10 protein-coding genes are annotated in these 12,205 nt (G+C 72.7%); 2 read left to right on the top strand and 8 right to left on the bottom strand.

Annotated features, from left to right (window positions below):
- Window positions 1-60 precede the first annotated feature (60 nt).
- Both GTY56_RS38455 and GTY56_RS38450 read right to left on the bottom strand, forming a co-directional pair.
- Window positions 61-1,467, bottom strand: a complete 1,407-nt coding sequence (locus GTY56_RS38455; RefSeq protein ID WP_161369890.1) for an FAD-dependent oxidoreductase — start codon at window positions 1,465-1,467, stop codon at window positions 61-63.
- A gap of 436 nt (window positions 1,468-1,903) precedes the next feature.
- The gene (locus GTY56_RS38450) at window positions 1,904-2,806 is read right to left on the bottom strand and encodes a TIGR01777 family oxidoreductase (protein WP_202511314.1); all 903 of its coding nucleotides are present in this window, start codon (window positions 2,804-2,806) and stop codon (window positions 1,904-1,906) included.
- A 71-nt stretch (window positions 2,807-2,877) separates the two neighbouring features.
- Between GTY56_RS38450 and GTY56_RS38445 the strand changes: the two genes are divergently transcribed.
- On the top strand, window positions 2,878-3,375 hold the full coding sequence (locus GTY56_RS38445; RefSeq protein ID WP_161369889.1) for a GNAT family N-acetyltransferase: 498 nt from the start codon (window positions 2,878-2,880) through the stop codon (window positions 3,373-3,375).
- A gap of 7 nt (window positions 3,376-3,382) precedes the next feature.
- Here GTY56_RS38445 and GTY56_RS38440 read toward each other — a convergent pair whose 3' ends face one another.
- Complete coding sequence (locus GTY56_RS38440) at window positions 3,383-4,567, bottom strand: MarP family serine protease (RefSeq protein WP_161369888.1); 1,185 nt, start codon at window positions 4,565-4,567, stop codon at window positions 3,383-3,385.
- Between the two features lie 191 nt (window positions 4,568-4,758).
- Here GTY56_RS38440 and GTY56_RS38435 point away from each other — a divergent pair, with 191 nt between their 5' ends.
- Window positions 4,759-5,622: a peptidoglycan recognition protein family protein gene (locus tag GTY56_RS38435; RefSeq protein ID WP_237525228.1), complete on the top strand. Its 864-nt coding sequence runs from the start codon at window positions 4,759-4,761 to the stop codon at window positions 5,620-5,622.
- 98 nt (window positions 5,623-5,720) lie between these two features.
- Here GTY56_RS38435 and GTY56_RS38430 read toward each other — a convergent pair whose 3' ends face one another.
- The 5 genes from GTY56_RS38430 to sucB all read right to left on the bottom strand — a co-directional run.
- Window positions 5,721-6,242: a DUF4240 domain-containing protein gene (locus GTY56_RS38430; RefSeq protein WP_346345677.1), complete on the bottom strand. Its 522-nt coding sequence runs from the start codon at window positions 6,240-6,242 to the stop codon at window positions 5,721-5,723.
- Window positions 6,243-6,295: 53 nt separating this feature from the next.
- Window positions 6,296-7,282, bottom strand: coding sequence for a helix-turn-helix transcriptional regulator (locus GTY56_RS38425; protein WP_161369887.1), 987 nt, complete (start codon window positions 7,280-7,282; stop codon window positions 6,296-6,298).
- A gap of 60 nt (window positions 7,283-7,342) precedes the next feature.
- Window positions 7,343-10,045: a pyruvate dehydrogenase (acetyl-transferring), homodimeric type gene (aceE, locus tag GTY56_RS38420; RefSeq protein WP_161369886.1), complete on the bottom strand. Its 2,703-nt coding sequence runs from the start codon at window positions 10,043-10,045 to the stop codon at window positions 7,343-7,345.
- Window positions 10,046-10,312: 267 nt separating this feature from the next.
- A complete protein-coding gene (locus tag GTY56_RS38415; RefSeq protein ID WP_033312601.1) occupies window positions 10,313-10,936 on the bottom strand; it encodes a GntR family transcriptional regulator in 624 nt (207 codons plus the stop codon).
- A gap of 256 nt (window positions 10,937-11,192) precedes the next feature.
- On the bottom strand, window positions 11,193-12,205 hold a 1,013-nt coding region (sucB, locus tag GTY56_RS38410), incomplete at its 5' end, for a 2-oxoglutarate dehydrogenase, E2 component, dihydrolipoamide succinyltransferase (RefSeq protein WP_161369885.1).

Genomic DNA, 12,205 nt, shown 5'->3' with positions numbered 1-12,205 from the left:
ATGTGCGGCTCCGCCGCGTGGGCGCGACAAGCCACAGCGCAACCGCACCCGAGAGATCACCTACGCAGCCCTCGAAACAGTCGGCACGGGGTCGGCAACATGCATCGACCGCCCCGCCCCCAAGTCCGCCAGGATCGCCGCCGACGCCCGATGCCCGGAGTGCAAGGCACCCTGGACCGTACTGGTGTCCCGGTGATCCCCGCACACATACAGCCCGGCGATCAACCGCACCGGCCGCCGCAGATCATGCGGCGGCCGCATCGCGGGCACCGCCTCCGGCGTCGTGTGCACGGCCAGCGTCTCCCACCGCGCCGTCGACACCCCGTACAACCGCGCCAGATGCATCCGCACCGCCGTGTCGACACCGCCCGGCGGCCGTCCCAGTACCGTCGACGACACCAGCGCCCGACCGGCCGGAGCCCGGGTCGGATCGACGAGACTGACCACCGCCGTGTGCGCGACCGGCCCGCCCAGATCCGCGTCGAGCAGCAGCGACGCCCCCGTCCCCGGCGGCTCGTCCGTGGTGTGGTGCACCACCGTCACCGGATGGAACTCCGGCACCCGCAAGCCGGGCAGCAACTCGGCCGCGGCCCGCGCGCCCGCCGCCACCAGGACCGCCCGGCACCGGATCTCACCGTGCTCAGCGGTGGTCACCGAGGTCGTCGACACGGAGGTGACGCGGACGCCCGTGTGCACCGTGCCCGGCGGCAGCGTGCGCGCCAGCAGATCCGGCAGGGCGTCTGCGCCGCCCTCCGGCAGACACAGCCGGCCCCGGGCGAAGGCGCGCAGCGCGAGGTCCGCGCACCGGCTGGACGTCGTCAGACCCGGGTCGCACAGCAGCGCGGCGAGCAGCGGACGCAGGAAACCGTCGATCGTACGGGCGGGCAGCCCGCGTGCCGCCAGGGCCTCACCGGCGGGCAACTCCGGGCGGGACAGCAGTCGTTCGGCCGGGGTTCCTGCCAGGCGGGACAGGGCGGCACCCAGCCGGGCCTGGTCGACGGCCGTGCCGAGCGGGGCGCCGGACCGGCTCCGGGGGGCGGAGACCTGCCGGCCGGGCACGGCCACCGGCCTCCTGGGCGGCCTCGGTGCGGACGGCGGCCGGGGGGCACTCGCCAGCGCGCGTACCGCGTGCAGTGCGCCCCGTGCGCCCCCTGCGCCCGGCTGGACACCGGCGCGGTGATGGCGTCCGTCGCCGTGCAGCAGGACGCCGGGCGTGAAGGGCCGCAGCACCAGCCCGTCCAGACCGGGCGTCAGCCGTAGTTCCGGATACGCCGTGGACAGCAACTGGCCGATCCGGTCGAGCCGGAAGCCGTCGACCTTCTCCGTCGCCATGCGGCCGCCGACCCCATGGGCGGCCTCCAGGACCATGGTGGTCACTCCTGCGCTGGTCAGCCGGTGCGCGGCCGAGAGTCCGGCGACCCCGGCCCCCACGACGACCACGTCCGCCTGGTACGCGGGCTCAAGCACGTGCCCCTCCTCGAGGTTGCGCGGGCGCTGGAGACGTCATGCCCTCAACAGGCCGCAGGGATACGCGAGTTCTGGTCGAGGGTAGGCCCGTGATCGGTCACCGGGAGTCGCGCATCGGCAGGGCACGGTCGCACGGCGGTCGCATACGGACGCCTCGTGGGCATGAAGTGGTCGCAGGAGGCTGCTGTGCGGCGCGAACGGGCTGTCCCGGAAAGGCCGGTCGGATCCCGGACGGACGGTCGGATCCCGGACGAACGGCCGGGCCGTGCCGCTGTCGCCGTCGGCCCGCACCCCAAGGCGCCGCCGGGGGCCCGGCCCCGCAGCCCGGGGAGCCGCCCGGCCTGAGAGGGCCTTTCACGATGCCCCTCCGGGGCGCGCGCTCATGACGAAAGGCCCCCTTGACAGCCGCCCCGAGCAGCCGCCTGGGCCGCCGCCGTCACAACGCCGCCCGGATCGCTCCCTCGATCTCCGGGAAGGCGAACCGGAAGCCCGACTCCAGCAGCCGCGTCGGCAGCACCCGGACGCTGCCGAGGACGTCCCCGGCCATCTCGCCGAGCACCGTCCGCAGGACGGCCGCGGGCACCGGGAACAGCGTCGGGCGGTGCAGCACCCGCCCCATCGCCGCCGTGATCTCACGGTTCGTCACGGGGTTCGGGGCGGTGACGTTGAACGGCCCGGACAGGCCGTCGGTGTCGATCAGATGCCGGATCGCGGCGACCTCGTCGTGCAGCGCGATGAACGACCAGTACTGGCTCCCGTCGCCCATCCGCCCGCCCGCCCCCGCCCGGAACAGCGGGAACAGCCGGGCCCAGGCGCCGCCCTCCCGGGACACGACCAGACCGGTCCGGGTGACCACCGTGCGGACACCGGCCTCCTGGGCCGGAGCCGTGGCCCCCTCCCACTCCACGCACAGCTCGGGCAGGAAACCCTCTCCCGCGGGCGTGCTCTCGTCGGCCGTGCGCTCACCGGTCTCGCCGTAGTAGCCGATGGCGCTGCCGTTGACGAAGACCCGCGGCCGTTCCTTCGCGTCCAGCGAGGCCACCGCCCCGGCGAGAGCCGCCGTGCCCTTCACACGGCTGTCGCGGATCCGCTGCTTGTAGGCGTCCGTCCAGCGCCGGTCGCCGACGCCGGCCCCCGCCAGATTGACCACCGCGTGGCACCCGGCGAACCCGGCCGCGTCCACCCGCCCGCCCTCGGGGTCCCAGCGGATCTCCCCGGCCGCCCGCGGCGTGCCGCGCACCAGACGGCGCACCTCGTGCCCGTCGGCGGTCAGGGACCGCGCCAGAGCACTGCCGATGAGACCGGACGCACCCGCCACCGCGATTCTTGAACGCTCCATGAACCCATCCTGCCGCGCGGCTCCGTAAAACCCGTGCAAGGCCTTGATCCGCTCGCCGTAGGGTGACGCCCATGCCCGAGCTCCCCGCACCGCACCTCCGCACCGCACGGCCCGACGACGACGCCGAGCTGGCCCTGCTCGACCGGCTCACCTGGTCGCACCTGCACGCGGTGACGCCCGAGCCCCAGCCGCCCTACGCTCCCTTCTTCAGCGAGCGGCACACCCCCGAGAACTGCCTCGTCGCCGAACTCGACGGCCGTCTCGCGGGCTATGTCCACCTCGGTTTCCCCACCCCGCTCGACTCGAACCGGCACGTCCGCCAGATCCAGGGCCTCGCCGTCGCCGAGGAGGCGCGCGGCCGTGGGGTCGGCCGGGCGCTGGTCCGGGCCGCCGTCGACACGTCCCGCCGGCGCGGCGCACGCCGCATCACCCTGCGGGTCCTCGGGCACAACACCGCGGCCCGGGCGCTCTACGAGGCCGAGGGGTTCGTGGTCGAGGGCATCCTGCCCGAGGAGTTCCTGCTGGACGGGGTGTACGTCGACGACGTCTTCATGGGGCGCTTCCTGTGAAGGGGAGCTACGACGCGGCCAGCTCGCCCGTGTCCACCGGGGCCGTCGCGGCAGCGGCGTCGCGCGCGTCGGAGGCGACCTCGTCCGCCGTCAGGACGTAGCCCGTCTCGGCGTCCGTGGTGGAGCGGGCGAAGACCACGCCGAACACCCGGCCGTCCGTGGTGAGCAGCGGGCCGCCGGAGTTGCCCGGGCGGACGGTGGAGCGGATCGAGTAGATCTCCCGGGTGGCCGTCCCGTCGTTGTAGATGTTCTGGCCCGTCGCCCGCACCCGGTTCGCGACCGTCGCCGCCTGGAGGTTCAGGTCGCCGTCCTCCGGATAGCCCGCGACCACCGCCGAGTCGCCCCGCCCGGCGTCGTCGTCGAAGCGCAGCACGGGCGCCTTCAGACCCGGCACGTACAGCACGGCCACGTCCTTCTGCGGGTCGAAGAGCACCACCCGCGCCTCGTACGTCCGCCCGACCCCGCCGATCTGCACCGTCGGCTCGTCGATGCCCGCCACCACGTGGGCGTTGGTCATCACACGCTCGCGCGCGTAGACGAACCCGCTGCCCTCACGGCCCTGCGTGCCCGCCACGCCCTCGACCTTCACCGTGCTCCGCTTGGCGGCGCCGGTCGCGGCGGCCGTGACACTGTCGCCGGTGGGCTTGGCGACCTCGGCCGTCGACTCGTTCTCGAAGGGGTTGAAGACCTGCGGGAAGCCCGCCTGCGTCAAGGCGGACGTGGCCTCCGAGAACCAGGCCGGTGTCGTGTCCGGCATCGTCCGCTGCACGGCGCCGAGCAGGCGTGAGTCCCGGATGGCCGAGGTGACCAGCGGCGACGAGGAGGCGCCCAGGACGCTGGCGGCCACCCACGCCACGATCAGCACCGCCACCGCGTTGGCCACCGCCCCGCCGATCCCGTCCGCCACTCTGAGCGGCCCCCGGTCCAGCTCCCGCCGCAGCCGCAGCGCCAGGCGCCCCGCCAGCTCGTGCCCCACGACCGCCGGGAGCAGCACCGTGAACACCGCCGCCAGCGTCGCCCGCGTCGTCCCCGGCTCCACCAGGTCCATCACCCACGGCAGGACCCACACGCCGACGACCGCACCGCCCACGAAGCCCGCCAGCGACACACAGCCGGCCACCAGCCCGCGCCGGTACCCGGACGCCGCGTAGGCCAGAACGACCAGCAACAGCAGGATGTCGAGCAGGTCCACGCACGCCGCCTTTCTCTCGGAACCCCTTAATACGCGGGGGGAGGGCCCGGTGATCAGTCACGCGCGCACGCGATGACCGGAACCGGCCACGCGGGCGTGCATGCGGAAAAACGTCGCGGACCGTGACGATGGTTCCACCGGGTGGCACATCACACATCGCGGACGGACGGGATCGGGCCGACAGTGGGACCATGCGTGTCTTCCGAAGACGGCGGGGCACACGCAGGCACTCCGCCGACGGGACACCCGGCACAGCCGGTCTGCCGCGCGCGGCACGGGTCCTGCTCGGCTGCCTGCCGGGCGTCGCCGCCGTCGTGGCGCTGGTCCTGTGCGCCCACGGCGTCGAGAACGCCGCCGAGACCGGCTCCCGCACCGCACCGCCCCGCTCCGAAGCGACGCCCTACAGCGCCCCGCGCCCGCCCGTCGTGCCGAGGGCGTACTGGCTGGGCGCCGCCGCCCGCGCACAGCCCCGCCCGCGCTACGACGACCGGGTCCTCGCGGTGTTCGTCCACCACACCGACTCGCCCAACGGCTACGACTGCGCCGACGCACCCCGCATCCTCCGGGACCTCTACACCGGCCAGACCGGCACCCGCGACTGGGACGACATCGGTTACAACTTCGTCGTCGACCGCTGCGGCACCATCTACGAGGGCCGGGCCGGGGGAGTGGAGCGCGCCGTCACCGGCGCCCATACCCAGGGCTTCAACCACCGCACCTCGGGCATCGCCGCCCTCGGCACCTTCACCGACGGCATGCCCGTCCCGCAGCCCATGATCCGCGCGATCGCCGCGCTGTCCGCCTGGAAACTGGGCCTGACCGGCACCGACCCGCGCGCGGACGTCCGCCTCGTCTCCAGCAACGGCCTGAGCCGCTACGCGGCCGGCTCCACCGCCCGGCTGCCCGCCCTCGCCGGCCACAACGACGGCTACATGACCAGCTGCCCGGGCGCCGCCCTGCACGCCCGCCTGCCCGAGATCAGACAGCTCGCGGCCCGTCTCCAGGGCCGGCCGGAGGGTCCACAGCGCGGCCACAGCGAACGCGCAGCGTCCTGAGATCCCGGCCGCCACGGTCGTCCCCACGGCCATCCGACCGAAGTCGGGGCATCCCTACGTGCCTTCCGTCCGGCACCGGCCGCCGCCGGGCCCCTTGATCAGCCTCTGAAACGCTCCCACAGCCGGGGGTAGCGCTCGGCGAGCAGCGCCTCGTTCTCGAAGTCGATCGGCGTGCCCTCCGGCTCCGGGGGCGCGGGCGCGATCTCCAGGTCGGGCGCGACCACCCCGGTGAGCTGCTCGTAGGCCTCGTCCGCCGCGTAACCGAGCTCCTCGCCGTCGCCGTCGAGCTCCTCGTCGAAGTCGTCCAGCAGGCCGGCGAGCGCGTCCGGGTCGTGCACGGCGCCCTCGAACACCTCGCGCCCCTGGCCGATCAGCCAGCACCGGAAGAAGTCGAAGGCGTCGTCACTCGCCCCGTCGAGCAGCACCCAGGCGGCGCCCCACAGGTCCCAGCGGTAGGCGCGGTTGTAACGGGACTCGAAGTGGCGGGCGAAGTCCAGGACCGAGTCCGGGTCCAGCTGGGCGAGCCGGTCCACGAGCAGGTCGGCCTGCTCCTCCGGGTCGCCTTCGGCGGCCTCCCGGGCGTCGTCCACCAGCTCCCAGAACTCCGTCTCGTCCATCACGGGTCAAGCATCGGCCCTGGCGCACAGCGGCGCACCCGGAGTGCGCGGGATCGTTATGCGCCGCGCCCGGGCCGGTAGAGCCGGGCCAGCCGCTCCGCGTCGGCGGCGAACCGCTCGCGCAGACCCGCCGGCTCCAGCACCTCCGCCTCCGGGCCCAGCGCCGCCAGCTGGGTGTGCGCGACCTCCTCGGACTCCACCGGCAGGTCCACGGTCACCCAGCCGCCCTCGTCCGGGCAGCCCGCTTCCGCCAGGGCCTCCCGGGCGGTCAGCGCGTCCAGGGCGTACGGCAGCGCCCGCACGCCGTCGGGGGACAGCCGCACCACGACCCGCGTCTTCAGGATGGACCTCGCGAACTGCTCCGAACGCTCCTCCCAGAAGGCGGGCAGGTCGAAGTCCGGCTCCCGTTCGAAGCGCTCACCGTCCGCGTCCACCGCCGTGAACCGGTCGATCCGGTACACCCGGAAGGACCCGCCCCGGGCCACCCGCGCGCACAGGTACCAGACGCCCGCCTTCAGCACGAGCCCGTACGGCTCCAGCTCCCGGACGACCTCGTCCTCCCCGCGCCGGTAGCGGGCGCCGATCCGCCGGTCGTCCCACACCGCGTCGGCGACGGCGGGCAGCAGGGCCGGCGTCTTCGGCTCCTTGAACCAGCTCGGCGCGTCCAGGTGGAACCGCTGGGCGGCCGACCTGGACGCGTCCCGGAGGGACGGCAGCAGCGCCGCCGACACCTTCAGCCGGGCCGCCGAGGCCGCGTCCTCCAGGCCCATCTCCCGCAGCGCCCCCGGCACCCCGGACAGGAACAACGCCTCGGCCTCACCGCGGTGCAGACCGGTCAGCCGCGTCCGGTACCCGCCGATCAGCCGGTAGCCACCGGCCCGCCCCCGGTCCGCGTACACCGGCACACCCGCCTCCGACAGCGCCTGGGCGTCCCGGGTGACCGTCCGCTCCGACACCTCCAGCTCACGGGCGAGTTCGGCGGCGGTCATGGAGGGCCGGGACTGGAGCAGCAGCACCATCTTGATCAGCCGGGCAGCACGCATGGCCACATCATGCAGCAGGCCCCCGCCACAGCGGGGGCCTGCCGTCGACGGTGCCGGTCCCTACAGGCCGTACTTGTCGCGCGCTTCCTTCACGGACGCCGCCTTGACCTCGCCGCGCCGCGCGAGCTGGGCCAGGGCCGCGACGACGATCGACTCGGCGTCGACACCGAAGTGGCGGCGGGCCGCCTCACGGGTGTCCGACAGGCCGAAGCCGTCGGCGCCCAGCGAGGACCAGTCCTGCTCGACCCACTGCGCGATCTGGTCCGGGACCTGGCGCATGTAGTCGGAGACCGCCAGCACCGGACCCTCGGCCCCCTGGAGCGCCTGCCGCACGAACGGCACCCGCTCCTCGCCGCGCAAGCCGGCCTCGTCCGCCTCCAGGGCGTCCCGGCGCAGCTCGCTCCAGGACGTCGCCGACCACACGTCGGCCGCGACGCCCCACTCCTCGGCGAGCATCGCTTGCGCCTTCAGCGCCCAGTGGATCGCCGTACCGGAGCCGAGCAGCTGGATGCGCGGGGCGTTGGCCGGGGGCGTGATGCCCGCGGACTCCGCCGTGTTGAAGCGGTACAGGCCCTTGACGATGCCCTCGTCGACACCGTCGACGGACGGCTTCGCGGGCTGCGGGAGCGGCTCGTTGTAGACCGTCAGGTAGTAGAAGACGTTCTGGTCCTCACCCGGGGCGGCCTCGCCGTACATCCGGCGCAGACCGTCCTTGACGATCGTCGCGACCTCATAGGCGAACGCCGGGTCGTACGTCAGGGCCGCCGGGTTGGTCGCGGCGATGACGGGGGAGTGGCCGTCGGCGTGCTGGAGGCCCTCACCGGTGAGCGTGGTGCGGCCGGCCGTGGCGCCGACGAGGAAGCCGCGGCCGAGCTGGTCGCCGAGCTGCCACATCTGGTCGGCCGTGCGCTGCCAGCCGAACATCGAGTAGAAGATGTAGAACGGGATCATCGCCTCGCCGTGCGTCGCGTACGACGTCGAAGCGGCGATGAAGTCGGCCATCGAACCGGCCTCGGTGATCCCCTCGTTGAGGATCTGGCCGTTCTCGGCCTCCTTGTAGTACATCAGCTGGTCGCGGTCGACCGGCTCGTACGTCTGGCCCTTCGGCGAGTAGATGCCGAGCGAGGGGAACAGCGACTCCATGCCGAAGGTGCGGGCCTCGTCCGGGACGATCGGCACCCAGCGCTTGCCGGTCTCCTTGTCGCGGACCAGGTCCTTCACCAGGCGGACGAACGCCATGGTGGTGGCCACGTTCTGCGAGCCGGAGCCCTTGTCGAAGGACGTGAACGCCTTGTCCGCCGGGGCGGGCAGCGGCGCGACCGGGTGCACGCGGCGGGCCGGGGCCGGACCGCCGAGGGCGGCACGCCGCTCCTGGAGGTAGCGGACCTCGGGGGAGTCGGCGCCCGGGTGGCCGTAGGGCACCACGCCGTCGACGAAGGCGCTGTCGGAGATCGGCAGCTCCAGCAGGTCGCGCATGTTCTTGAACTCGTCCACCGAGAGCTTCTTCATCTGGTGGTTGGCGTTCTTCGACGCGAAGCCCTCGCCGAGGGTGTGGCCCTTGACCGTCTGGGCCAGGATCACCGTCGGCGCGCCCTTGTGCTCGACGGCCGCCTTGTACGCGGCGAAGACCTTGCGGGCCTCGTGACCACCGCGCGAGAGGTGGAAGCACTCCAGGATCTTGTCGTCGCTCAGCAGCTTCGCCATCTCCACGAGCGCCGGGTCGGCGCCGAAGAAGTCCTGGCGGATGTAGGCCGCGTCGCGCGTCTGGTACGTCTGGATCTGCGCGTCCGGTACCTGGCGCAGACGGCGTACGAGGGCGCCCGTGGTGTCCAGCCGGAACAGCTCGTCCCAGGCCGTGCCCCACAGCGTCTTGACGACGTTCCAGCCGGCGCCGCGGAACTGGGCCTCCAGCTCCTGCACGATCTTGAAGTTGGCGCGGACCGGACCGTCGAGGCGCTGGAGGTTGCAGTTGATGACGAACGTGAGGTTGTCGAGTTCCTCACGCGCCGCCAGCGCCAGGGCCGCCGTCGACTCGGGCTCGTCCATCTCGCCGTCGCCGAGGAACGCCCACACGTGCGAACCGGCGGTGTCCTTGATGCCGCGGTTGGCCAGGTAGCGGTTGAAGCGGGCCTGGTAGATCGCGGACAGCGGGCCGAGGCCCATGGAGACCGTCGGGAACTCCCACAGCCAGGGCAGCCGGCGCGGGTGCGGGTAGGAGGGCAGGCCGTTGCCGGCCGCCTCCCGGCGGAAGTTGTCGAGCTGCTCCTCGTTCAGCCGGCCGTCGAGGAACGCGCGGGCGTAGATGCCGGGGGAGGCGTGGCCCTGGATGTAGAGCTGGTCGCCGGAGCCGTCGGCCTCTTTGCCCTTGAAGAAGTGGTTGAAGCCCGTCTCGTACAGCCAGGCGGCGGAGGCGAAGGTGGCGATGTGGCCGCCCACGCCGTACTTGCTGCCCCGGGTCACCATGGCGGCCGCGTTCCAGCGGTTCCACGCGGTGATCCGCTGCTCCATCGCCTCGTCACCGGGCACGGCCGGCTCGGCGGAGGTGGGGATGGAGTTGACGTAGTCGGTTTCGAGGAGCTTCGGCAGCGCGATGCCGGCGCCCTCGGCGCGCTCCAGCGTGCGGCGCATCAGGTATGCGGCACGGTGCGGCCCGGCAGCCTTGGTGACCGCGTCCAGGGAGGCCTGCCATTCGGCGGTCTCCTCCGGGTCCCGGTCGGGGAGCTGGTCGAGCTCGCTCGGCTGGATGGCGTTGGGGTCGGTCATGTCGCCGCCTTCCTCAGTCGAAGGGGGTTCCCTCACGTAAGGGGATCGGGGGTGCCCTTTGTCTTTGGCAGGACAGGGCGTGAGGCTCTGGTGGAAGCCCGTCGGCGACTGTAACCCGCTGATCGATGATCGATCAAAGGGTTGAGGGGCAAAACCTCTTGATCACGAGAAAGTAGGCACGGGGTGCCTTCGGCAGTGGCACGCGGTGACGGGTCGATGAACGGTTTTCGCAGGTCGGAGGCGTATGAGCGAGGGTGTGCTCGGGTGTCACGCCCGGGGCGCGCAGCCCAGCACATGGGCCTTCACGAGTTCGGCGATGCGCGGATCGCGGCGCTTGAACGCGGCGACGAGCTCCTCGTGCTCCTCCGCGTACGACTGCTGCTGGGTGCCCAGCCAGCGGATCGACAGGGCCGTGAACACCTCGATGCCGAGGCCTTCCCAGGTGTGCAGCAGGACGGAATTGCCCGCGGCGCGCACGAGTTCGCGGTGGAAGGCGACGGTGTGGCGGACCTGGGCCGTGCCGTCGGAGACGCGGTCGGCCTCGTACAGGGCGCTGACGTGGGGCTCCAGAGCCGAGCAGTCCTCCGCGAGACCCTGCGCGGCCAGCTCGGCGGCGATGGCCTCCAGACCGGCCCGGACCGGGTAGCTCTCCTCCAGGTCGGCGGCCGTCAGATTCCGCACGCGCACGCCCTTGTTCGGAGCGGACTCGATCAGGCGCAGCGACTCCAGCTCGCGCAGGGCCTCACGGACCGGCGTCTGGCTGACCTCCAGCTCGGTGGCGATCCGGCGCTCGACGATCCGCTCGCCCGGCTGCCAGCGTCCGCTGATGATCCCCTCCAGGATGTGCTCGCGGATCTGCTCGCGGAGCGAGTGGATGACGGGCGCGGTCATGAGGGCTCCTCGGTCGGGATTGACGTTTAGACAATACGGCCGGTTCGCTCCGCGGGTGAGGCAGGTAGGGGTGTCTTGGTGCAGGTGAGACGAGACTTACACGGGGCGTGTGGCTTGGCGTTCGGCTGACGGTTGTGTGTGGTTGTTCGCGCCCACGCGGCGGAGCCGCACATGTCACAGCCCCGCGCCCCAAGCAAGTGCCCCCGCCCAGAGATATCCGGGCGGGGGCACCGTACAGCCGTACCGGCGTTGGAGATCAGAGGCCGAGCTCGACCTCGAACTCGCCCGCCTCCAGGATGGCCTTGACCGCCGTCAGGTAACGGGCGGCGTCGGCGCCGTCCACCAGGCGGTGGTCGTAGGACAGGGTCAGGTACGTCATGTCGCGGACGCCGATGACCGTGCCCTCCTCCGTCTCGATGACGGCGGGGCGCTTGACCGTCGCGCCGATGCCGAGGATCGCGACCTGGCCCGGCGGCACGATGATCGTGTCGAAGAGCGCGCCGCGCGACCCGGTGTTGGAGATGGTGAAGGTCGCGCCGGACAGCTCGTCCGGAGTGATCTTGTTGGCGCGGACCTTGCCCGCCAGGTCGGCCGTGGCCTTGGCGATACCGGCGAGGTTGAGGTCACCGGCGTTCTTGATGACCGGGGTCATCAGGCCCTTCTCGGAGTCCACCGCGATACCGACGTTCTCGGTGTCGAAGTAGGTGATGGTCCCCTCGGCCTCGTTGATCTTGGCGTTGATCGGCGCGTGCGCCTTCAGCGCCTGGGCCGCGGCCTTGACGAAGAACGGCATCGGGGAGAGCTTGACGCCCTCACGCGACGCGAACGCGTCCTTGGCACGGGCGCGCAGCTTCATCAGGCGCGTGACGTCGACCTCGACGACCGAGGACAGCTGGGCCTGCTCGTGCAGGGCCTTGACCATGTTGTCGCCGATGACCTTGCGGATCCGCGGCATCTTGACGGTCTGGCCGCGCAGCGGGGACGCCTCCAGCGCCGGGGCCTTCTTGCCGGTCGCCGGAGCTGCCGCGGCCGGAGCCGGGGCGGCGGTGGCGGCCTTCGCGGCCTCGGCGGCGGCGATGACGTCCTGCTTGCGGATCCGGCCGCCGACGCCGGTGCCCTTGACGCCGGCCAGGTCGACGCCGTTCTCGGAGGCGAGCTTGCGCACCAGCGGGGTGACGTAGGCGCCGTCGTCGGCCGGCTTGGCGGCGGCCGGAGCGGGGGCCTGGGCCGGAGCCGGGGCGGGAGCAGGAGCGGCCGGGGCCGGCTCGG

Source organism: Streptomyces sp. SID5643 (assembly GCF_009872555.1).
Taxonomy (GTDB): Bacteria; Actinomycetota; Actinomycetes; order Streptomycetales; family Streptomycetaceae; genus Streptomyces; species Streptomyces iakyrus.
The sequence above is the reverse complement of the archived record's forward strand: the minus strand, read 5'-3'. Positions and strand labels throughout refer to the sequence as shown.